The organism is Aeromonas sp. FDAARGOS 1414 (genome assembly GCF_019047065.1).
Taxonomy (GTDB): Bacteria; Pseudomonadota; Gammaproteobacteria; order Enterobacterales; family Aeromonadaceae; genus Aeromonas; species Aeromonas veronii_A.
This window is the reverse complement of sequence record NZ_CP077210.1, coordinates 2,259,607-2,280,140: the sequence shown is the minus strand read 5'-3', so window position 1 is coordinate 2,280,140 and position 20,534 is coordinate 2,259,607. Positions and strand designations below refer to the sequence as shown.

General features: G+C 58.2%; 20 protein-coding genes, 1 tRNA gene and 1 riboswitch. Of the genes, 14 read left to right on the top strand and 7 right to left on the bottom strand.

The annotated features are described in order from the left end of the window. The first annotated feature begins 190 nt into the window (after window positions 1-190). Complete coding sequence (gene aqpZ, locus I6L44_RS09990; protein WP_005334357.1) at window positions 191-880, top strand: aquaporin Z; 690 nt, start codon at window positions 191-193, stop codon at window positions 878-880. A gap of 92 nt (window positions 881-972) precedes the next feature. Here the strand turns inward: aqpZ and I6L44_RS09985 are convergent, their stop codons facing one another. Then, window positions 973-1,710, bottom strand: a complete 738-nt coding sequence (locus tag I6L44_RS09985) for a lytic transglycosylase domain-containing protein (RefSeq protein ID WP_216954420.1) — start codon at window positions 1,708-1,710, stop codon at window positions 973-975. 337 nt (window positions 1,711-2,047) lie between these two features. On the opposite strand from I6L44_RS09985, the gene I6L44_RS09980 reads away from it, so the two are divergent. Then, the gene (locus tag I6L44_RS09980; protein ID WP_216954417.1) at window positions 2,048-2,488 is read left to right on the top strand and encodes a GNAT family N-acetyltransferase; all 441 of its coding nucleotides are present in this window, start codon (window positions 2,048-2,050) and stop codon (window positions 2,486-2,488) included. Between the two features lie 5 nt (window positions 2,489-2,493). On the opposite strand, the gene I6L44_RS09975 is transcribed toward I6L44_RS09980, so the two are convergent. Next, on the bottom strand, window positions 2,494-3,036 hold the full coding sequence (locus I6L44_RS09975) for a DUF1439 domain-containing protein (protein WP_005344183.1): 543 nt from the start codon (window positions 3,034-3,036) through the stop codon (window positions 2,494-2,496). Window positions 3,037-3,131: 95 nt separating this feature from the next. Between I6L44_RS09975 and cls the strand changes: the two genes are divergently transcribed. Together cls and I6L44_RS09965 are read left to right on the top strand one after the other, a co-directional pair. Then, entirely contained in the window at window positions 3,132-4,613 is a 1,482-nt protein-coding gene (cls, locus tag I6L44_RS09970; protein WP_216951715.1) for a cardiolipin synthase, read from the top strand. A 107-nt stretch (window positions 4,614-4,720) separates the two neighbouring features. Beyond that, window positions 4,721-5,983: a DUF945 family protein gene (locus I6L44_RS09965; protein WP_216951714.1), complete on the top strand. Its 1,263-nt coding sequence runs from the start codon at window positions 4,721-4,723 to the stop codon at window positions 5,981-5,983. 79 nt (window positions 5,984-6,062) lie between these two features. Here I6L44_RS09965 and purU read toward each other — a convergent pair whose 3' ends face one another. Then, a complete protein-coding gene (purU, locus tag I6L44_RS09960) occupies window positions 6,063-6,899 on the bottom strand; it encodes a formyltetrahydrofolate deformylase (RefSeq protein ID WP_005361738.1) in 837 nt (278 codons plus the stop codon). 258 nt (window positions 6,900-7,157) lie between these two features. After that, window positions 7,158-7,314, top strand: a riboswitch (FMN riboswitch). Window positions 7,315-7,418: 104 nt separating this feature from the next. On the opposite strand from purU, the gene ribB reads away from it, so the two are divergent. Together ribB and I6L44_RS09950 are read left to right on the top strand one after the other, a co-directional pair. Then, window positions 7,419-8,072: a 3,4-dihydroxy-2-butanone-4-phosphate synthase gene (gene ribB / locus I6L44_RS09955; protein ID WP_040065398.1), complete on the top strand. Its 654-nt coding sequence runs from the start codon at window positions 7,419-7,421 to the stop codon at window positions 8,070-8,072. Window positions 8,073-8,297: 225 nt separating this feature from the next. After that, window positions 8,298-8,540 (top strand): Lpp/OprI family alanine-zipper lipoprotein, encoded by a 243-nt coding sequence (locus I6L44_RS09950; RefSeq protein WP_005334342.1) that lies wholly within the window; start codon window positions 8,298-8,300, stop codon window positions 8,538-8,540. Window positions 8,541-8,712: 172 nt separating this feature from the next. Here the strand turns inward: I6L44_RS09950 and I6L44_RS09945 are convergent, their stop codons facing one another. Beyond that, the gene (locus I6L44_RS09945; RefSeq protein WP_216951713.1) at window positions 8,713-9,561 is read right to left on the bottom strand and encodes a tetratricopeptide repeat protein; all 849 of its coding nucleotides are present in this window, start codon (window positions 9,559-9,561) and stop codon (window positions 8,713-8,715) included. Then, window positions 9,558-10,280 (bottom strand): 4'-phosphopantetheinyl transferase superfamily protein, encoded by a 723-nt coding sequence (locus I6L44_RS09940; RefSeq protein WP_216951712.1) that lies wholly within the window; start codon window positions 10,278-10,280, stop codon window positions 9,558-9,560. The genes I6L44_RS09945 and I6L44_RS09940 overlap by 4 nt, the downstream gene beginning before the upstream one ends. Window positions 10,281-10,555: 275 nt before the next feature. On the opposite strand from I6L44_RS09940, the gene I6L44_RS09935 reads away from it, so the two are divergent. The 4 genes from I6L44_RS09935 to I6L44_RS09920 all read left to right on the top strand — a co-directional run bounded on the left by I6L44_RS09935 (window position 10,556) and on the right by I6L44_RS09920 (window position 14,795). After that, window positions 10,556-11,044 (top strand): C40 family peptidase, encoded by a 489-nt coding sequence (locus tag I6L44_RS09935; RefSeq protein WP_216951711.1) that lies wholly within the window; start codon window positions 10,556-10,558, stop codon window positions 11,042-11,044. A 148-nt stretch (window positions 11,045-11,192) separates the two neighbouring features. Then, window positions 11,193-12,164: a 23S rRNA (adenine(1618)-N(6))-methyltransferase RlmF gene (gene rlmF, locus I6L44_RS09930; protein WP_216951710.1), complete on the top strand. Its 972-nt coding sequence runs from the start codon at window positions 11,193-11,195 to the stop codon at window positions 12,162-12,164. A 244-nt stretch (window positions 12,165-12,408) separates the two neighbouring features. Further along, window positions 12,409-13,134 (top strand): MaoC family dehydratase, encoded by a 726-nt coding sequence (locus tag I6L44_RS09925; RefSeq protein WP_204483864.1) that lies wholly within the window; start codon window positions 12,409-12,411, stop codon window positions 13,132-13,134. A 245-nt stretch (window positions 13,135-13,379) separates the two neighbouring features. Beyond that, window positions 13,380-14,795: a DASS family sodium-coupled anion symporter gene (locus tag I6L44_RS09920; protein WP_204481267.1), complete on the top strand. Its 1,416-nt coding sequence runs from the start codon at window positions 13,380-13,382 to the stop codon at window positions 14,793-14,795. A gap of 66 nt (window positions 14,796-14,861) precedes the next feature. On the opposite strand, the gene I6L44_RS09915 is transcribed toward I6L44_RS09920, so the two are convergent. Together I6L44_RS09915 and I6L44_RS09910 are read right to left on the bottom strand one after the other, a co-directional pair. Then, window positions 14,862-15,851, bottom strand: a complete 990-nt coding sequence (locus I6L44_RS09915; protein ID WP_216951709.1) for a DUF481 domain-containing protein — start codon at window positions 15,849-15,851, stop codon at window positions 14,862-14,864. Window positions 15,852-15,890: 39 nt separating this feature from the next. Next, window positions 15,891-16,847: a L,D-transpeptidase family protein gene (locus tag I6L44_RS09910; RefSeq protein ID WP_216951708.1), complete on the bottom strand. Its 957-nt coding sequence runs from the start codon at window positions 16,845-16,847 to the stop codon at window positions 15,891-15,893. Between the two features lie 391 nt (window positions 16,848-17,238). On the opposite strand from I6L44_RS09910, the gene I6L44_RS09905 reads away from it, so the two are divergent. From I6L44_RS09905 to tsgA, 4 genes are all read left to right on the top strand, one after another. After that, window positions 17,239-17,328, top strand: a tRNA-Ser gene (locus I6L44_RS09905). A 365-nt stretch (window positions 17,329-17,693) separates the two neighbouring features. Beyond that, a complete protein-coding gene (locus I6L44_RS09900) occupies window positions 17,694-18,275 on the top strand; it encodes a DUF1349 domain-containing protein (RefSeq protein WP_216951707.1) in 582 nt (193 codons plus the stop codon). 327 nt (window positions 18,276-18,602) lie between these two features. Continuing rightward, window positions 18,603-19,304, top strand: coding sequence for a purine-nucleoside phosphorylase (gene deoD, locus I6L44_RS09895; protein ID WP_216951706.1), 702 nt, complete (start codon window positions 18,603-18,605; stop codon window positions 19,302-19,304). A gap of 53 nt (window positions 19,305-19,357) precedes the next feature. Beyond that, window positions 19,358-20,521: an MFS transporter TsgA gene (gene tsgA, locus I6L44_RS09890; RefSeq protein WP_216951705.1), complete on the top strand. Its 1,164-nt coding sequence runs from the start codon at window positions 19,358-19,360 to the stop codon at window positions 20,519-20,521. Window positions 20,522-20,534: the final 13 nt, after the last annotated feature.

The window sequence follows — 20,534 nt, the reverse complement described above, 5'->3', positions numbered from 1 at the left end:
ATGAGATGTGCAGTCAGCTGTCTTAATGATAAATCTCTTATCTAATCAACTAATTGTGACGAACATCACATTCAGTGAGCCCTGCCTGCCGGGTTCGCAATCTGGACTCACACTCCCATAATGCTGCGCTTGTTCAAGCATGGGCCCTTCTCGGGTCTTGTTCGGTGTTATCTCAAATGGGAGAAATAATGTGAAACCTGTTGCTGCTGAGTTTATGGGCACTTTCTGGCTGGTATTGGGCGGGTGCGGCAGTGCCGTGCTGGCTGCAGCCTTCCCTCACGTCGGGATTGGTCTGCTGGGGGTCTCGCTGGCTTTCGGTCTGACCGTGCTGACCATGGCGTTTGCCATCGGCCATATCTCCGGTTGCCACCTCAATCCGGCCGTCACCGTCGGTCTGTGGGCGGGTGGTCGTTTTCCTGCATCCGGTGTACTGCCTTATATCGTGGCGCAAGTGCTGGGTGGCATTGCCGCCGCTGCCGTGCTTTACGTGATTGCCAGCGGTCAGGCCGGGTTTGATCTCTCTGCCGGTTTTGCTTCCAACGGCTACGGTGAGCACTCTCCGGGTGGTTACAGTCTGACTGCCGCACTCGTATGCGAAATGGTGATGACCGGTTTCTTCCTGTTCGTCATCATGGGCGCCACCGATAGCCGTGCGCCTGCCGGTTTCGCACCGATCGCCATCGGTCTGTGCCTGACCCTGATCCACCTCGTCAGCATTCCGGTGACCAATACCTCGGTCAACCCGGCTCGCAGTACCGGTGTTGCGCTGTTTGTCGGTGACTGGGCTATCAGCCAGCTGTGGCTGTTCTGGGTTGCCCCGATTGTCGGTGCCATTCTGGGTGCGTTGGCTTATCGCTTGGTGGCGACTGAGCAGAAGTAATCATTTGCGAAACAAAGTGTGGTATCGACACGCCTGCGGGCGTGTTTTTTGTTTCTGGAGGGGCGAGAAAAGAGCATTAGCCGAGGCTAACCTCAGAGCCCTTTAGCCTGTAGCATCTCTTTGTAGCGCAGGTGGAGCAACTGGACGCGCTCCACATAAGCGCGCGTTTCCGCATAGGGTGGGATGCCGCCATGTTTTTGTACGGCGCCCGCCCCGGCGTTGTAGGCCGCGGTCGCCAGCGCAATGTTGCCGTCATACTGCTTGAGCAGTCCCGCTAGGTATTTCACCCCGCCGAAAATATTCTGTTCCGCCAGCAGGGCATTGCCGACCCCCAGCTCCCGCGCTGTGGCGGGCATCAGCTGGGTCAGCCCCATCGCCCCCTTGCGGGAGACCGCCAGCGGATTGAAAGCGGATTCCGCATGGATCAGGGCTCTGATCAGCGCAGGCTCAACCTGATAGGTTTTGGCGGCCGCCTTGATGGTGCTGGCATAGTCATAGAGAAACAGCCCTGTGGTCTGCCAGTTGACGCTGGATTTGGGGTCGCAGGCGAAGCAGTCGTTGAACAGCAGCAGCTCGTAATGGCCCTGTTCGGGCGCCATGTCGGAGTAGCGTACCACCCCGTTTTGCTGCACCGATTTATAGACCTGGATCTGCTTCTTGCCGCCAGCGGCGGTTGCCGCCGTTTGAGCGGTTTCGGGTTGTGGGGCGGGCGCAGCATGATTGACCGGGCGCAAGGGAGAGGGGGCTGCGGTCAGGAAGACCACCTCCGCGGGAGGGGGCGTCTGGCTCCATCCACTCAAGGGGATCAACACCATCTGGCCTGCCAGCATCCATGCTTTCAACCGTCACACTCCTTCCCTAGATCATCATGTTGAGTAAAGCACCATGGCGAGTGCAGAACAAGCGTACAAACAGGGAGTTGTGAAGTGGAGGGGGGATTTGACCGAGGGACGGGGGGATGCCGGAGTATGGCCAGGAGAGGCGCCAAAAGGTGGAATTTTCCGGTAGCTAATGGTCATAAGCGTCTTAGGGAAGTGCTCCAGCATGCTCGCTTTTTTGTTAATAAAAGGCATGCTATCTTGCTGGTGTAAGCTGGTCTGGCTAGTTAGTTTCAATCTATCTTATCTACTGATTATAAAGGAATTTTTTGTGTCAGGAATGCTGGCGATGGAACTCATCTTCGAGGAGTACTGTGACGCCGATCTCTCTCTCATCAAGGATTATTACGAGACGACTTTTTCCCACTATGTGCCGGATCTGGCAGAGCGGGTCTTTGTCGTACGTGATGCTCACTGGCTGGTGGGGGCGGTTCGGTTGCGGGACGAGGAGGAGTTTTATCATCTGTGCGGCTTTCGTCTGTTGCCTCACTACCAGTCGCTGGGATTGGGTTCACGGCTGTTGCAGCACGCCTGTCACGGTCTGGAGGACAAACCGGTAGTCTGTCAGGTACTGCCTTTCGAGAAACCCTTCTATCTCAAGGCCGGTTTTGCCGATATCTCCCTCAACCAATTGAGCGGGTCACTCTTCTCCCTTTATGAGCAACAGCAGCAGCAGGGTTATCAGGTGGAGCTGCTGGTACGGGATACCACCCAGCCCCTCCTGAATTGAGCGGGCTAGCGGGGTCTGGTCAGCAGGTGGATTTTGCCTGGTGACAGCTCCAGCCCCAGCAGGTTTTCTTTCAGCCAGGCTTGTTGCGGATCCTTGTCATCCAGTCGGTAAACCGGTTTGCTCTCAAGACGCTTCTCCATGCTCTGCAGCAGCATACCGAGCATCATGCCGAACTTTCTCTCTGCCGCCTCCGGTTCCAGCTTGTACTCCACCAGTTTCATGTTGTCGAGAAACAGCGCGCTCTGGCTCTTGTCATAGCGGGGTCTTGCCTCATAGGTCATCTGCAGGCGGGCGTCATATTCGGTATTGTCGGGCAGGGCGATCTTGAGCTTGCCCTTGCCATAGACTCGGGCGGTGTCTGGCTGTTGACGGCCAATCTGGACATCGCTCTGCTCCAGCTTCACATGGGCCTTTATGATGCCGGGCAGCTCCAGCTGTTTGTCGACTTGCACCTGGGATTGCAGGTACTGATTGATCTGCTGCTCATTGATGTCATATGAGCCTTGACCTAGCATGGCCAGGCTGAGCAGCATGGATTGCAGAATCATGGGGGCAACCTGATAGAATGGATTTGCCTTACAGCATACCATTCCTGACTGGCAGGATCTGCCGACCACTGTTTGTTGATGAAAAGGAGTTACCGTTGCTAAACGGTCTGGAACATGATCTCCACCTGCTGTTCTCCCGCTTTCTGGGCTGGCTGCTACTGCTTTTTCATACCGTTATCGTCGCGGGTGTGTCGTTTCGGGTAGTGATGAAACGCCGCCCCATCGGGGTGTCGCTGGCCTGGCTGGCGCTGATCTACGCCATTCCGTTTGCCGGCGTCGGCTTTTACTTGCTGTTTGGTGAAATCAAGTTGGGGCGCCGCCGCGCCGAGCGGGCACAGGCCATGTATCGCCCTTACGCTATCTGGATTCGTCAGTTGGCCCGCCTTTTCCCACAGCATTGCTGCGAGGTGGGGGAAAAGGCCCAACCATTGCACGATCTGATCCAGGGGCGGTTGGCCATGCCCATGCTCTCCGGTAACCGGATGACTCTGCTCAGCCAACCTGACCAGGTCCTGCATGAGATTGCCCAGGATATTCGCCGTTCTACCCTCTCCTGCTATCTGGAGTTCTATATCTGGCACCCCGGCGGTGATGCCGACGAGGTGTGCGAGGCACTAATGGACGTCGCGCTACGCGGCGTGGATTGTCGTTTGTTGCTCGATTCGGTGGGTAGCAAGCACTTCTTCCGCTCCGGGTGGCCGAAAAAGCTGCGCAAGGCGGGGGTCAAGCTGGTGGAGGTGCTGCCGGTCGGCGCCTGGCGCATCCCGTTCCAGCGGCAGGATTTACGGATGCACCGCAAGCTGGTGGTGATCGACGACAAGGTGGGCTATACCGGCTCCATGAACATGGTTGATCCGCGTTTCTTCAAGCAGGATGCCGGTGTTGGCCAGTGGGTCGACATCATGATCCGGGTGCAAGGTCCCATGGTACCGCTGATGTGGTCGATCTTCGTCTGGGACTGGGAGGTGGAGACCGGCGAGCGGCTGCTCGACAGTCTGCAGCATGAGCCGGAAGCCTGGCCCCAGACCAACTACCGCGCCCAGTTGATCCCGTCAGGCCCTTTCGTTGGTGGTGACTGTATTCAGCAGAGCCTGCTGCTGGCCATCTACCAGGCGCGCAGCCATCTGGTGCTGACGACCCCCTATTTTGTCCCGGACGATCCGCTGGCCGCCGCACTCAGTTCGGCTGCGGCCCGTGGGGTGCAGGTGCAGCTGGTATTGCCGGCACGTAACGACTCCATCATGGCCAACTATGCCTGCAACGCTTTTATGGAGGAGCTGCTGGAAGCGGGAGTGGAGATCTATCGCTACGATGCCGGCCTGCTCCATACCAAGAGCGTGCTGGTAGATGACGACTTTGCTTTGGTGGGCACGGTCAATCTCGACCGGCGCAGCCTCTGGCTCAACTTCGAGGTGACCTTGCTGGTGGACAACCCTTCTTTCGTGGCCCAGATGACCCGGCTGGTGCAGGGGTATATGGCAGAAGCCACCCCGATGACCCTGGCCCAATGGCAGGCCCGCCCCTGGTACAAGAAGGCGATGGAGAACATCTTCTATCTCTTCAGCCCCTTGCTGTGATGTTGTGGCGAGCCGCAAGAAAGTGGACTCGCCATCTGATTGGACTTGCCTAGCCCCGAGTCCGCCCCGTAGAGTGCAGTGACAACTCCCTGGAGACACATGGATATATGAAAAAGATAGTGGCCCTCGCCGTGGGTGCGGCACTGGTTGGTGGTGGTCTGGCCGCGTGCTGGTACACGGGCAGCAGTTTCGACAACATCATGGCGGAGCAGATCGCCAAGGTGGAGGACGAAACCGGCATCGACATGCAGTGGCTGCCGGGCAGCAGTAACCTCTTTACCCGTGATGGCATCCTGAAGGTGGTGATCACGCCCGAGGAGCTGGCCTCCATCGACAGCGAGCTGGAAGGCAGCCAGCCCATCGAGTTACAACTGCTGGTCAAGAGCCGGATCCTGCCGCTCTATATCAAGAGCCACTTCCAGCTTGATACCCATAATGGCACCCTGGCGCCAGTTTTCACCGCACTGGGCATGGAGCAGTGGCAACTTGGTCTGGAGTCGGTCACCAGTCTCTGGACCCAGGGTAACAGCAGCCGTTTCTGGGCCAATGAATTCAAGATCAAACAGGGGCTGGACGAGTTCAGTTTCCTGCCCCTGAGCGGTGAGTTCCACGGCAATCTGGAGGGGAATGGTCACCTCACTATGACCTGGCAGGGGATGACGGTCCATGAAGAGCAGAGCAAGATGGACTTGGTGCTGGCCGACCTGAAAGGGAGTGCCGACATTGCCGAGATCAGCGGTGTGATCCTCTCGCCCCAGAGCGAGATGACCCTCTCGGCCCTCACGATACAACTGCCTGACAGCGTCAAGGTCGCCCTGCAGGGGATGACAACCGAGACTCAGCTGACTGGTGATGATGCCCAGACCCTCTCCAGCAGCTATCAGATGAAAATTGCCAAGCTGGATCTGGAGAACGAGACCGACACCCTGGCGGTGACCGACAGCAAGTTGGCGCTCAACCTCAACGGTCTGGATCTGGAAGGGTATCAGGGGCTGCAGGCCGCCGGTGGCAAGGGGGTTGAAGATGCCGCCATCCAGCAGGCGCTGGATAAGATGCTCAAACGTGGCGCGACTCTTGAACTGGCCGATCTCAGCGCCAAGCTCAACGGTGAGGCGGTGACCATGAAGGGGGACGTGAAGCTGGCCTCCACCTCGCTGGAGCAGCTGTTTAACAGCGACGCGGGGATGCAGGCCCTCTCCGGCGTGCTGCATGCCAGCCTCAGCGACAAGCTGGGCAAGGCGGTGCCGCAACTGGCCCCCATGCTCGATCAGCTGACCCTGATGGGTTATCTGAAGGCCGACAAGCAAGCGCTGACCTCCGAGCTGAAGCTGGAGAAGGGCGCGTTGACGGTAAACGATCTGCCGCTCTGACACTCGGCGCAGAAACAACAACGGCTCCCATGGGAGCCGTTGTTGTTTCTGGCGTTTGCATATGGGCCGTGTGGGCGGATTACTTGAAGACTACGGTCTTGTTGCCGTAGACGAACACCCGCTCGTTCAGTACCAGCTCCAGCGCGCGGCTCAGCACCGATTTCTCCACATCCCGACCCGCCTTGGCCATGTCGTCCGCACTGAAGGCGTGACCGACGTGGATCACGTCCTGTTCGACGATGGGGCCTTCATCCAGATCGTCGGTCACGAAGTGGGCGGTGGCGCCGATCAGCTTGACGCCACGGTCGAACGCCTGCCGGTAGGGGCGGGCACCGATGAAGGCGGGCAGGAAGGAGTGGTGGATGTTGAGGATCTTGCGCGGATAGGCCTCGACGAAGCTCGGGGTCAGCACCCGCATGTACTTTGCCAGGATCACATAGTCAGGCTCATAGCTGTCGATGATGGCGCGTACCTGCTCTTCATGTTCGGTCCGGCTCAGATCCTCGTGACTGACGGTGTGGAACGGGATATCGAACTTGCCGGTGAGCTCGGCCAGGGTGTCGTAGTTGCCGATCACCGCGACGATATCCATATCCAGCGCGCCCGCGTAGTTCTTCATCAGAATATCGCCGAGGCAGTGGGTCTCTTTGGTCACCAGAATGACGATGCGCTTCTTGCCCGCCTTGACCAGACGGCGCTGGGCGCCGGTGGGCAGGGCATCATCCAGATCCGCCAGCAGGGTCTCGTCGTTGAAGCGCCCCTCCAGCTCGGTACGCATAAAGAAGCGGCCATTCTCGTGATCCACAAACTCATCGTTCTTGATGATGTTGAGCTGGTGCTTGTAGCAGATGTTGGTGATCTTGGCGATGAGCCCTTTGGCATCCGGGCAATCCGTGAGCAGTATTTTCTTTTCCATCTCTGTCATTTTCCGTTTGTGGTGTTGGCGCTGCTGTCTGCGCCGGCAGCGTTGTTCAGGCTCTCTTTTCGGGCACTGTTTTTGGTTTCAGGCACTATGCCATAAACCGATCCGAGCCATAAAGAAATTCGCCAGTCATGGCCTCGCACGCTGGCGAGCGGGCCGCAGAGCGGGATCCCGGGCGCAATGTTGAAACGCTTTTCAGCCTGCGGGGGATTTTGGCTGGTATCTGCAACCGTTTTTCTTTAGGCTGTCTGCGCTTATTCTCAGGGCGGGGTGCAATTCCCCACCGGCGGTATCCCGATTGACTCGGGGAGCCCGCGAGCGCCCGACTTGGCTGATTGCCAGGTCGGGGTCAGCAGATCCGGTGAGATGCCGGAGCCGACGGTCATAGTCCGGATGAAAGAGGATAAGACAGACCTTGCCGTTTTGGCCCTTGTGGGCTGGCCGCTGCATGCCCGTCTCTGTCTGCCTTTCCATGCCCTGATTCTGGTCCTTGTCTTGTTTAGGAGTTTTACCATGAATCAGTCTCTACTCAGTGAATTCGGTGATCCCGTTGCCCGTGTCGAAGCGGCCCTGTCTGCCTTGCGTGCCGGAGGCGGCGTGCTGGTGGCCGACGATGAAGATCGGGAGAACGAGGGCGACCTCATTTTCGCCGCCGAATCCATGACCAATGAACAGATGGCGCTGATGATCCGCGAGTGCTCCGGCATCGTCTGCCTCTGCCTGCCCGAGGAGCGGGTTCGCCAGCTGGAACTGCCAATGATGGTGGAGGCCAACTCCAGTCACTACCAGACCGCCTTTACCGTGACCATCGAAGCGGCGCAGGGGGTCACGACCGGTGTCTCGGCGGCTGATCGCATCACCACCATCCGCGCGGCTATCGCTGACGGCGCCAAACCGGGTGATCTGCATCGCCCGGGCCATGTTTTCCCGCTGCGGGCGCGAACCGGTGGGGTGCTTACCCGCCGTGGTCATACCGAAGCGACGGTCGATCTGATGCAGCTGGCTGGCCTCAAACCGTTTGGTGTGTTGTGTGAATTGACCAAAGAAGATGGCTCGATGGCGCGTCTGCCAGACCTGGTTGCGTTCGGTCGCAAGCACCAGATGCCGGTGCTGACCATCGAGGATCTGGTGCAATATCGTCAATTGTTGTCAGAACGTACAGCCTGAGCCTCATACGAAATTGTAATAAGGCAAAAATTTGGTTAACCTTTGTCCGTGCCCTCACCACACGGCACTCATTTTTTAGACGAACCTGGACAAAAACTGTTCATTCAAAAAAAAATGAGGGTTTTAATGCATTTATCTGTGGTGGGGACTATGCAAAGTAGGATTTTTTTGTGCCATAATCACGCCGCTTGCTAAACGTCTGGCGAGTTCAAGGGAGCTTTAAAAATGAAAAAATTGTTGTTGGTAGGTGTTGTTGGTCTGTCCGCTCTGCTGGGCGGTTGTGCAAACACCAGCGAACTGGAAACTTCCGTTCAGAATCTGTCTAACAAAGTTGACCAACTGGCTCAAGATGTTAGCGCAGTTCGTGCTGATCAGTCCAAAATCGCTGCTGATGTTGCCGAAGCCAAGCAAGAAGCTATGCGTGCTAACCAGCGCATCGACAACATGGCTACTTCCTACAAGAAGTAATCCATGCGAAAAAAATGGCGCAGTTTTGCGCCATTTTTTTTTGCCTGAAATTCACAGTATCTCCACTATTCCCAGAGCACCTTATTCCCACAATACCTTCTTCGTACTTGACCCATGAGGTCATGCCGGTCTCCCGGCACTCCCCCATCATTACCAGCCAGTTCGATTCCGATCAGTAGAGCAGACTATAGAGTTTGCGACGGTAGCTCTGTGCCGCCGGAGTGCTGCCCATGGTCGCCAGAATATCGAGATAGGTCTTTCTGGCATCGCCGAATGCCAAATCCCGCTTGAGGATCTCCAGCAGCAGTCCCAACGCCTCTTCCTGACGACCAGCCTGGTTGTATTGCACCGCTAGCTCCTGAGTCAGGGCAAAATCATCAGGCTGTTTTGCATGACGGGCTTCCAGCGCGCGCAGCTCCGGGCTGTCTGCCGCTTGCAGGGCCAGCGCCAGCCGTGAGCTCAGGGTATGGAAGTGACCATCCTGCGCCGCCATCGGGATGGTGCCGAGGCGCTCCTGCGCTTCATCCAGCAGATTGAGGTCGAGCGCAGCTTGAATGAGCCACAGGCTGATGTCGTGGCGTTCAGGGGCCAGCTGGTGTGCCTTGGTCAGATGTGCATAGGCGATGCTGGGCTGCTCGTCAGCCAGCGCCTGTTGTCCCTTGGCCAGCAACTCTTCCTCTTCTTTGGGGGCGAAGGCGGCGAAATACTGGCGCAGGGTGGCTTCATCCTGCGGCCCTTCGATGATCCCCTGTTCGTCAGGGCGACCCTGATGGAACAGCACCAGCGCCGGCAGGGCGCGCAGGCCGAGCTGGCTGGCCAGCGGTTGCAGCTGGGGATCGTTCATATCCACCTTGGCCAGGGTGACCTGCTCATTGGCGGGCCCAACCAGTGATTCGATCAGCGGTGTCATCCCCTGGCACTCCGGCATCTGCGGAGCATGGAAATAGATGACGACCGGCTTCTTCATGGACGCATCGATAAGTTCAGCGTGAAAATTCTGGGGAGTAATGTCGACGATCATGAGTTGGACTCTTCAGAAAGGGTGTTGAGTAACATGGGGTTAAGCGAGTGGCAATTCAAGCGCTCATCCAGCCGGTAAAAGGCCACGGGGGTTGCCGCCGCCGCGAGGCTGAGCCAGCCGCTGGCAAAGGGCCAATCCTGTACCTGATAAGGGGTGTCATCGAGCCGGTTGTCGAGTCGCCACCCTTCCTCCGGGAGAAACCGCACCTTCTCCAGTCCCGCCGCTATGCCGCCACCGTGGGCTTTCAGTATCGCCTCCTTGCGTGACCAGAGCCGGTAGAAGGCGCTCTCCTGCTCTTGGGCAGGCAGTGCGCAGAGCCACTCATATTCACTCTGTGCATAAAACCGGCGGGCCAGGGGGAGGGGATGATGCTGCCGTTTGCCCAGTTCGATATCCACCCCAAGCGGTCCATGCGGGCAGAGCGCCAACACCAGCCAGCTGCCACTGTGGCTCAGATTGAACTGCCAAGCATCATCATGTAGTTGGGGCTTGCCTTGGGGGCCGTTGCAAAATTGCAGCCTGGCAGCAGGGCGTTGCAGCCGCTCGGCCAATAGCTGGCGCAGCAGGGCGCGGCTTACCAGATATTCCTGACGCCGTTCAGGATGGGTCATGGCTTGCCAGATATGCTGCTCATCGGTTGACAGCCATTCAGGCAATTGAGCAAGCAGGTCCTGGCATACCCTGGCCGGTTTTAACAAAAAAAGATCGGTTTCGATCATGATTTTTCACTTTAAAAAGGTGCTGAAGCAGGGATAAAAGCCAGTTATCTATGAGGCCCAAGGCTCTTTTTGCGATTGTATATTGTTTGGGCATGATCACATTAATTATGAAAAATCGTGCATTTCCTTGCAAAAATGTGAGCTTGATAGGGATTTTCACTTGCCTCGATAGAATTCTTGGATATAGTCGGGTGCTGTTGCCTTATAAATTGCCCTTTGGGGCCGTATTTTAACAAGATTTACTATTTAGCGGGGATAAAGGATTGCGCCACCTGATGCTACTGCTGGTCGCGCTCGGAATGGTGGGTTGTGCCTCGGCACCCCAACCCGAGGTCGCGAGCAAGATCGAAGTTTCCATGATGGAACCCGTTATTGAACCGGAAGCTTCGCAGACACCCGATGTGAATGAAATCCTGACAGTATACAGAGAGTGGCGCGGTACCCCTTACCGCTACGGTGGTACAACCGAACGTGGTATCGATTGTTCCGCCTTCGCCCGTGAAGTGTTTCGCAATGCGGTCGGTATTGAACTTCCCCGCGATACCCGCTCCCAAGTTCACGAAGGGACGCGCGTTTCCAAGCAGGATCTGGTCGAAGGTGATCTGGTCTTCTTCAAAATCAATCGTCGTCTCAACCACGTTGGTATCTATGTCGGGAATGGCGAATTCATTCACGCCTCGACTCGAGCCGGTGTGACCCGCTCCAAGCTGGACAGCCAATACTGGCGCAGCAAGTTCTGGCAAGCTCGCCGGATCGATATCTGAGTCAGGCTGGACAAACGGCTCGCAGTACGGACTGTTTTTCCAACCTCACTTGAACCGGGCTCGATAGCCCGGTTTTTTATTGCCCTCGTTTAGACTTTCCCGAGTCAAATCACTATAGTGTGGGCCCGTTTTCTTCGGCAGGCTCAGCATGAAACCCCGCATCCCATCAGCTGGTGGCCCCAAGTCGGGCGACCGTAAATCCGGACTTCACTCCCGTAATCGCCATGAGGCGGGTTACGACTTTGAGGCGCTCTGCCTGCGAACTCCCGAGTTGGCCGTCCACGTATTTATCAATGACTACGGTACCCGCACCATCGATTTTGCCAATCCCGATGCAGTGAAGTCCCTCAATCGCGCCCTGCTGGCCCATCACTACGGGATTGCCCACTGGGACTTGCCTACCGGTTACCTCTGCCCGCCTATCCCGGGACGGGTGGACTACCTGCACTGGGCGGCCGATCTGTTGGCCGAGAGCGCAGGCCAGCTCCCTACCGGCAAGGGGGTGAGAGTGCTGGATATTGGGGTGGGGGCAAACTGCATCTATCCGCTGCTAGGCTGCCGCGAATATGGCTGGCGTTTTGTCGGATCGGATATCGATCCGGTCTCGGTCAAGGCGGCCACCCTGCTGGCCAAGAGCAACGGGCTCGGCAATCAGATTGAGTGTCGCCTGCAGGGCAACCCCAACCATGTGTTTCGCGGCATCATAGGGCCAAAGGAGCGCTTTGCCCTGACGCTGTGCAATCCGCCGTTCCATGCGTCGCTGGAAGAGGCGAGCAAGGGGACGGAGCGCAAGCTGCGCAATCTGGGCAAGGAGGTGACAGGCGCCCCTGTGCTCAACTTCGGCGGCCAGAAGGCCGAGCTCTGGTGTGAAGGGGGCGAGGCGGCGTTTCTGGCCAACATGATCGCCCAGAGCAAGGAGTTTGCCACTCAGTGCCTCTGGTTCAGCTCGCTGGTGTCGAAAAAAGAGAATCTGCCGGGGGCGAAAAAGGCGTTGAACCGGGTGGGGGCGCGTCAGGTACGGGTGATCGACATGGCGCAGGGCAACAAGGTGAGCCGGATCCTCGCCTGGTCCTTTCTGGATGAAGAGGGATTGCGTAGCGGCTGGTCGAGCGCGCGCTGACCTACACCACAAGGCCCGACGAGGGCCTTTTTTCATAACGACCCCGATGAATTTCCCCTGCTGGCGGCATCTCTGGTAATCGTTTTCCTCATTGGCAGATCGTGCTGGTTTACATTGTGTAAGTAGTTACTTCCGCCTTGGTACAGGTGTACGCCGAGATTTTTTTGCACTTACAGCTGAAACTTTAATAAAATAGGACTGGTTAGACCTCTTTACAGGCAATGAATCACATAGGGATCGGAACATGAAAGTTGTCGATTTTCTGAAGCGCAAGCGCGAAATTCTGGCGCAGCACCCCTTTGAGCTCAAGGATTGGCTCTCACCGGCGATCCGCGACTACTGGCGTGAGTTTCAGCAAAAGGCACATCTTCACCCTTTGCTGGGTCGTGTACTGGACTTGCAAACCGAGACCCAGAGCGAGCAGCAACAGGATGCAGCAACCGTGGCTCGGGTTGCCAACGGTCAGCCTGCCGTCGCTCAGGAACCCGCAGTTGAGCTGGGGGCCGAGGCGGCCGAGCTCTATGCCGCCCTGCAAGCCCGCATTGGTGAAGAGACCCATGTCGGCGAGTGGCTCCACGTCAGCCAGCAGATGATCGATCAGTTTGCTGCAGTGACCGGGGATCACCAGTGGATCCACACCGATCCGGAGCGTGCGGCCGCCGAGTCGCCTTTCAAGACCACCATCGCCCACGGATTCCTGACCCTGGCGCTGCTGCCGCAGTTGACCGGCTCGGTCGATGAGGCCACCCCCGAGTTCCCGACCGCCCGCATGGTGGTGAACTTCGGGCTGGATCAGGTACGTTTCCCGTACCCCATCAAGGTGGACAGCAACATCCGCGCCCGCACCAAGCTGGCCCGGGTCACCCCCATCAAGGGTGGGCTGGAGCTGCTCAAAGAGATCAAGGTGGAGATCGAAGGGATCCGCCGCCCGGGTTGCGTCATCGAGTCGGTGACCCGCATCTACTTCTGAGCACCCTCATCGGCATGAATGGTGAAACGGGCCCGCTGTCGTGTGCAACGAACAGCGGGCCCGTTTTTTTGCCTGTTTGTTGCAAGGGTTGAGGCGTCAGCCATAGCGCGCCGACCCCAGCTTGATATGACTCACAAAACGGTGCGCCGTGCAGTTAGCCAGCTCTCATTTTGGCGAGATAGCCGCGTGAGGCGATAGCATATTATGCCACTATTGGCTTCTTACTCCCGATCCTGGAGACAATAGTGCCCATCAATAACAAGATTATTCTGCCACTGCTGCTGAGCCTCACCATCCTGCTGATCCCGACCCACTGGATCCCGCTGGAGGGGATCACCGTCATCGAGCAGCGGGTCGTGGCTATTTTCGTGCTGGCTGCCCTCTGCTGGATCCTGGAGCCCATCCCCATCTTCGCCACCTCGGTGCTGATCATCGTGCTGGAGCTGCTGTTGCTCTCCGACAAGGGGCTCTGGTTCATGACCGCCGACAAGGCTGAACCGGGGTTTGGTGAGCTGCTCAAGTCCACCGAGGTGATGGCGACCTTTGCCTCGCCGGTCATCATGCTGTTTCTCGGCGGTTTTTTCCTCGCTATTGCGGCGACCAAATACCATCTGGACGTCAATCTGGCGCGGGTGTTGCTGCGCCCGTTCGGTCAGGATCCCCGGATCGTCATGCTGGGGCTGATGTTGATCACCGCCACCTTCTCCATGTTTATGAGCAATACCGCCACCACCGCCATGATGCTGGCCATCCTTACCCCTGTGCTGGCGGCATTTCCCGACAAGGACCCGGCCAAAATCGGCTTTGTGCTGGCTATTCCGCTGGCGGCCAACCTCGGCGGGATCGGCACTCCCATCGGCACTCCGCCCAACGCAGTGGCCCTCAAATACCTGACCGGCGAGCATGCCATCTCGTTCGGTCAGTGGATGGGATTTGCGGTGCCCTTTGTGGTGTTGCTGTTGCTGCTTGGCTGGTTCCTGCTGGGGCGCTTCTTCCCGAGTTCCCTCAAGCGGATGGATCTCAAGATTGAGGGGCGCTTTATGCAGACCCCCCGCGCCTGGGTGGTCTACCTCACCTTTATCACCACCATAGTACTCTGGCTGCTGGGGGATCTGCACGGCATGAGCTCCTACGTGGTCGCCATGATCCCGGTGGCAGTGTTCCTGACCACCGGCATCATCACCAAGGACGATCTGCACAAGATCTCCCTCGATGTGCTCTGGCTGGTCTCGGGTGGTATCGCGCTGGGGCTGGCGCTGGAGGACTCCGGGTTGGCCGAGCGGCTCATCACCCACATTCCGTTCCACGAATACTCCACGCTGGCGGTGCTGATTGGTGCCTGTCTGCTGGCAGTGGTGATGGCCAACTTCATGTCCAACACCGCAACCGCCAATCTGTTGCTGCCACTGGTGGCGGCACTGGCGGTCAGCATGCCGGAGCTGGCAGAGTGGGGCGGCAGCCACACCTTGATCCTGGCGGTCACCATTTCGGTTTCGCTCGGGATGTCGCTGCCCATCAGTACCCCGCCCAATGCGCTGGCCCACGCCACCGGTCTGGTGGAGAGCCACCAGATGGTGCGCATCGGCGTCATCATGGGATTGGTCGGCACACTGCTGGCGATGGTGTGGATCTACCAGATTGCCGCTTGGGGGCTGATCTAGCGAGCCTGTCTGCCTAAAGCAAAGAGGAGCCGAATTGGCTCCTCTTTGAGTGTTGGGGATCCGGGGCTAGAAACTGACGCCAAGGCTGAGCAGGTGTCTTAATTCGCTCTCCCGGGGTTCTGGGCTGCCTGTGTCGACAAGGATGTCAGCATCTTCCCAATTCAGCTCACTCGACCAGGAGAGGCGCAGATGGTCATTGAAGTAGTAGCGCAACCCTATGCTGCCTTTCAGGTCCTGATTACGGGTGACATAGGGGGAGGGTTGTGCCAGATATTTCAGATAGCGCCCCTGGCTGAACAGTTCCATTTTCTCCTGCCAGAGGGAGAAAGGTTGGCGATAATCCCAGTTCAGGCCAGCGAAGGGGTAGTCAATGACCCGTTCACCCAGAAAAACGCCGGTGATCTTGCTATCTTCACGGAAGTAGAGCCGGCTTAGCCCCCCTTGGACCATCAGCTCCAGTCGGCGGCGTTTGTCGTTCCAGAAGCGATAGCCAGGTCCCGAGCCATAGTCCATGTAGAGATAGCGATCTTTATCCAGCATGTCATATTCGGCATCGAGTGAGGTACGCAAGAACCACTGCTGGTTGAAGAAGTAGTCCAGCGTAGGGTTGAGCTGATAATCATGGCTGTCGGTGACGTTGTCAGCGGTCTCATAGGTATATTCACCGGAGAAGCTGTAACGCCAGTCCAGATTGGCCAGCTCGCTTTTCCACTTGAGGTTGACGTTGTTGGTCTGCTTGTCATTCTGTTTGAGTTTGACATTGAGATCGCCGCTGCCGGTCCAGAGCCAGGCGTTGCGTTCATCCTGGTCATCCTCGAACAGCTTGAGCCCACCCTTTGCCGTCGCCTTGGGTTTGTCCTCTTTATCGATACGCCAGCGTTTGATGGCCTCTCGCTGGACGGTGACTGCGCCGCTGTAGGGCAGGGCGATGCGCACCGACTGTTCGGTCACCTCCTCGATGTTGCCGGTCAGACGATCGCCATTGTTCATCCAGAGAATGTCCTTGGCCCACAAGGAGTGACAGACCAACAGGAGCAGGAGGGGCAGGAATTTCATGAGGTAAGGTGACTCCGGTGCGACTCGGGCGCTGGTGACTTAACCACTGACAAGTTGGCTGCTGATGGGGTGGGGCAGGCCATTTTTGCTCTCCAGCGCCGCCGTCACCTCATCCTGCATCACGTCAGGTGCACTGATAAAGCTCTCTATGGCCGGAGATAGCACCAGCGGGGCGCCATTTTCAAGCTCCTCTTCGGTGCGGGAGAGCGGGGAGTGCACCTCCAGCCAGCGCCGACCATCCGGTTCGATGGCGACCTTGACCGGTTGATTGATGACCCGTACCGGCGTGCCGATCGGCACAATCTTGAACAGGGCCTCAATATCGTCAGGTCGCAGCCGGATGCAGCCTGCACTTACCCGCAGGCCAACGCCAAAATCCTTGTTGGTGCCGTGGATCAGGTAGTCGCGCTTGCCATAGCCAAGGCGCATGGCGAACTTGCCGAGGGGATTCTCCGGGCCGGGGGGCACCACGGCGGGCAGGGTGATCCCTTTTTGCTCCAGCCAGGATTTGCGCACCATGGGGCCGGGTACCCAGGTCGGGTTGGGATTCTTCTCGATGACGGTGGTGGTCATCTCGGGTGTTTCGCGGCCGATATCGCCAATCCCGATGGGCAGCACGATGACCTCGCTCTTCCCTTTGGGGAAGTAGTAGAGGCGCAGTTCGGGCAGATTGATGACGATCCCCTCGCGAGGCACATCAGGCAGCAGCATCTGGGTGGGCAGCGTCAAGCGGGTGCCCGGCTTGGGTAAATAGGGGTCTACACCCGGATTTGCTTCAAGCAGCGCCAAAAATCCAATTTGTGTATTTTTGCCAACCAGCTCCAGATGTTCATTCTGCTGGATGATGTAATCCTCCAGCTCACCGATTAGGCGACTCCCGGCAGGTGGCAGCGGGTAGCGTTTGGCCTCTGCCGGCGTGGCGCAGAGCAGGATCGCTGCCAGCAGCAGGGAAAGGGCGGGCGTTATGTAGAGGGGCATGAGTTTCGGCAATCGCATAAGGAGATCCATCAGTTCAATCGGGGCGGAACATCATCAACACAGCCGCCAGGATGGCGCGATTGTTCCTCAATCAGCCCATGATTACCAGCTTGCCGCGCACCCGCAATGATTTGGGGATACATAGGAAACCTGCCAAAATCGGCATCACCCATAAACTTGATCGCCAAGCAGGAAAAAGAGGCGACTCATGGCAATGGGGGAATATCACGACGTGGATAATGGCCGGGTGTGCGAGCGGGTGGATACAGAGCCATACAAGAGTGGCCTCGCAACGCAGGCCGTGCGTGAAGCATTGTGAGCCTGCTCTCAGATAGCTGATTCAGCCATTTGATATATAAGAAATTTTTGTTGCATCCTCGGCCCAGCTTGGGTAAAACTCTCTCCCCACGGAGAGATGCCGGAGTGGCCGAACGGGATTGACTCGAAATCAATTGTGGCAGCAATGCCACCCAGGGTTCGAATCCCTGTCTCTCCGCCACATACCAAGCCCAAGCAATTAGATTGCTTGGGCTTTTTCGTTTCGTGTGATGCCTGATATGCCATCTGATGTTGGCTGGCTTGAAGCGTCCCCTCTATCGACCACCTGTTAGTCGACTCGAGCCCATATCGAGATGTCTTATCGTCGTGCAATAGGGGCCCCCTTTTACTTGCCCGATCGCCTATCGGTTGCAAGGTTGGCCCCAACGGCTTGCTCGCCAGTCATGATGGCGACACAATGGAGTCCCTTTGGTTGGCCGCTCGCAGCTGGGGCTCGTGGCCGAATGGCCAGCGATAGTATGAGCGCGCCCGAGTGTTATGGGCCGGTGACAACGGGAAACATGGCGAGAACAGGAGCAAAAGAGGATGAGGGAAGGGCTTGAATGGTGCTGGCTCAATGAACCGGCCGAATGGCACAAAACAAGCGACGGCTTGCTGGTGGTAACGGACAAGCAGACCGATTTTTGGCGCAGCACCTGGTATGGTTTCGAGCGCCACAGTGGGCATCTCTATGGCTGTGAGGTCGAGGGTGAATTTACCTTTCAGGTCTGTGTCGAAGGGGAGTTCACCACCCTCTACGATCAGGCGGGGTTGATGTTGCTGCAAGACGAGGCGCACTGGCTCAAAGCGGGGATAGAGTACAACGATGCCCAACCGATGATCGGCAGCGTGCTCACCAATCTGCGATCTGACTGGGCCACCGGTATTTTCAGCGGCAATCCGCGCCGTTTCTGGCTGCGCCTGACCCGGCTGGCCGATTGTCTGCGTCTGCAATACTCCACCGATGGCGAGGTGTGGCCACTGCTGCGGCTCGCTCCGTTCCCGCCAGGCGAGCGCTGCTTTATCGGAGTGATGTGCTGCACCCCCGAGCGACAGGGGTTGGTGGTGCGTTTTTCGGATCTGCGCCTCACGCCGCCCCTTGGCAAGGCACTGCATGATTTGAGCTAGCCAGCCCATGGCTGGCATTGCGTGTCAACCGGCAGAGTGAACAATGCCGTCGGCCTGTAGCGTCATTCGCAGGGCCTACCGAGCGGGAGGGGCGTTGCCCTCCCGCTTTTTTACACCGGTAGGTCGGGAATGGCGGGTGGCTGTGATGGGCAAGCCTTGGCAAGCAACGTCGAAAAGCATGCGGTATGCGATGTAGCAGACAACAAGTTACCGGAACTGGGATCTCGATCGGGACAACAGGACTTTTGTCCTGCAAGGGGAGGTGGGGTGGCGGCTAGGATGGCCACATCAAAACAATAAAACGAGTCAAACTGGAGCACAACAACCATGACCGCTCATATCAATGCCAACCCGGGCGATTTCGCCGAGACCGTCATTATGCCGGGGGACCCGCTGCGGGCCCGCTATATCGCCGAGACCTTTCTGACCAATGCACGCGAGGTGACCAATGTGCGCAATATGCTGGGCTACACCGGCTATTACAACGGCCAGCGTATCTCGGTGATGGGCCACGGCATGGGGATCCCCTCCATGGTGCTCTACGCCCACGAGCTGGTGAACGACTTCGGGGTCAAGCGGATCATCCGCATCGGCAGTCTGGGAGCGACCCAGCGCCACGTGCAGATGCGCGACGTCATTCTGGCGCAGGCGGCGGGCACAGATTCCCCGACCAATGCCAAGCGCAGCGCCGGTTACCAGATGGCGACCTCGGCCGACTTTGCCCTGCTGCACAAGGCGTACACCCAGGCGCAGGAGAAGGGCATTCCGGTCAAGGTGGGCAATATCTTCACCGGCGACCTCTATTACGATCCGGATGAAAACCTCATTCCGGCGCTGGAGAAGTTCGGCGTGCTCGGCATCGACATGGAGGTGGCCGGTCTCTACGGGCTGGCCCATCAGCAGGGGATCGAGGCGCTCGCCATCCTGACCGTCTCCGACCACTGCCTGACCGGTGAAGAGACCACTGCCGAGGAGCGGCAACTCTCCTTCAACCAGATGATCGAGCTGGCGCTGCACACCGCGCTGTAAGCGCCGCGGCCCGCCCAACCCTGCACGCACCCTGACCCCAAGAGAGATCCAATATGAACAATAAGCTCTCCCTCACTGCCATCAGCTTCCTGGCCAACTTCGTGATGGCCGGTTTTGCGACCCAGTTCGGCATGCTGATCGACCCCATCGCCGCCAAGTTCGGCGCCGACGTCAATCAGGTGGCCTCCATCTTCTCCCTGCTCAACGGCGGGGCGCTGGCGGGCACCATTGCCGCCTTCTTCCTCATCGAGAAGGTGGGCCTCAAGCGGATGACGCTGCTCTGCTACGGCCTGATCGCGCTGGCGGCGGCTTCGCTTCATCTGACCGGCTCGCTCTATGTGGTGATGGCGGCCATGACGGTGATTGGCCTGTGCGGTGGGGTGGGACTCTGCATTGCGGGGACTCTAGTGGTGAGCGTCTGGCAGGCGCGGATGCAGAGCACCATGCTGGTGGTGCAGGATGCCACCTTCAACGTGGCCGGGGTGGTCTTCCCGCTTGTCACCACCTATACGCTCACTCACGCCATGGCGTGGAGCTGGAGCTATCTGGCGGTGGGCGTGGTGGCACTGGCGACCATGCTGGTGGCGGTGCTGACCAACTTCCGCAGCTGTGAGGCGGGCGGCGAGAGCGCCGGCAACGAGCACTCGGAGTGGAACCTTGGCATCATCAGCGGTGGGCTGGGGCTTTTTCTGGGCATGCTGGCGCTCTACACCTTCCTCACTTGGGCGCCCATGTTCGTGAAGAACAAGTTCGGCATCCCCTTCGAGGAGGCGGGCAACATCATCACCCAGTACTGGACGGCGGCCCTGCTCGGCGCGCTGGTGTCGACCGCCATCGTGACCCGCATTGCGATCCGCACCTTCCTGTTGGTGATCATCACTCTGGCGATGGGGATGACGGCGCTTATCGTCACCACCGACAACCTGAGCCAGCTGCCATACCTCACCTACGGTTACGGCTTTGTCTGCGCCGCGCTCTACAACGCCTTTATCGCCTACGGGGTGTCGTTTGTGCGCCAGGCATCGAGCAAGAACGTCTCCTATATTCTCATCAGCGGCAGCGCGGGGGCCATGTTCAGCCCGGCCATCAGCGCCCTGTTCGAGCAGGTGATCGGCCTGCAGGCGGTGATGTACGCCATCCCGCTTATCTACGCCGTGATCCTCGCCATGCTGGTAGCCTCGCTGCGCATGGCCCGGCCTCAGCCCTGTCTCGCCTGAGCGGGGGAGTAAA

What these genes read in the sequence shown, in the direction of transcription:
- I6L44_RS09935 (WP_216951711.1), top strand. Translation starts at nt 10,556, where the DNA reads ATGCTACTGCTGGTCGCGCTCGGAATGGTGGGTTGTGCCTCGGCACCC.
- ribB (WP_040065398.1), top strand. Translation starts at nt 7,419, where the DNA reads ATGAATCAGTCTCTACTCAGTGAATTCGGTGATCCCGTTGCCCGTGTC.
- I6L44_RS09900 (WP_216951707.1), top strand. Translation starts at nt 17,694, where the DNA reads ATGAGGGAAGGGCTTGAATGGTGCTGGCTCAATGAACCGGCCGAATGG.
- deoD (WP_216951706.1), top strand. Translation starts at nt 18,603, where the DNA reads ATGACCGCTCATATCAATGCCAACCCGGGCGATTTCGCCGAGACCGTC.
- purU (WP_005361738.1), bottom strand. Translation starts at nt 6,899, where the DNA reads ATGGAAAAGAAAATACTGCTCACGGATTGCCCGGATGCCAAAGGGCTC.
- I6L44_RS09925 (WP_204483864.1), top strand. Translation starts at nt 12,409, where the DNA reads ATGAAAGTTGTCGATTTTCTGAAGCGCAAGCGCGAAATTCTGGCGCAG.
- I6L44_RS09945 (WP_216951713.1), bottom strand. Translation starts at nt 9,561, where the DNA reads ATGATCGTCGACATTACTCCCCAGAATTTTCACGCTGAACTTATCGAT.
- I6L44_RS09985 (WP_216954420.1), bottom strand. Translation starts at nt 1,710, where the DNA reads ATGCTGGCAGGCCAGATGGTGTTGATCCCCTTGAGTGGATGGAGCCAG.
- rlmF (WP_216951710.1), top strand. Translation starts at nt 11,193, where the DNA reads ATGAAACCCCGCATCCCATCAGCTGGTGGCCCCAAGTCGGGCGACCGT.
- I6L44_RS09980 (WP_216954417.1), top strand. Translation starts at nt 2,048, where the DNA reads ATGGAACTCATCTTCGAGGAGTACTGTGACGCCGATCTCTCTCTCATC.
- I6L44_RS09965 (WP_216951714.1), top strand. Translation starts at nt 4,721, where the DNA reads ATGAAAAAGATAGTGGCCCTCGCCGTGGGTGCGGCACTGGTTGGTGGT.
- I6L44_RS09915 (WP_216951709.1), bottom strand. Translation starts at nt 15,851, where the DNA reads ATGAAATTCCTGCCCCTCCTGCTCCTGTTGGTCTGTCACTCCTTGTGG.
- tsgA (WP_216951705.1), top strand. Translation starts at nt 19,358, where the DNA reads ATGAACAATAAGCTCTCCCTCACTGCCATCAGCTTCCTGGCCAACTTC.
- I6L44_RS09975 (WP_005344183.1), bottom strand. Translation starts at nt 3,036, where the DNA reads ATGATTCTGCAATCCATGCTGCTCAGCCTGGCCATGCTAGGTCAAGGC.
- I6L44_RS09910 (WP_216951708.1), bottom strand. Translation starts at nt 16,847, where the DNA reads ATGCGATTGCCGAAACTCATGCCCCTCTACATAACGCCCGCCCTTTCC.
- I6L44_RS09950 (WP_005334342.1), top strand. Translation starts at nt 8,298, where the DNA reads ATGAAAAAATTGTTGTTGGTAGGTGTTGTTGGTCTGTCCGCTCTGCTG.
- I6L44_RS09940 (WP_216951712.1), bottom strand. Translation starts at nt 10,280, where the DNA reads ATGATCGAAACCGATCTTTTTTTGTTAAAACCGGCCAGGGTATGCCAG.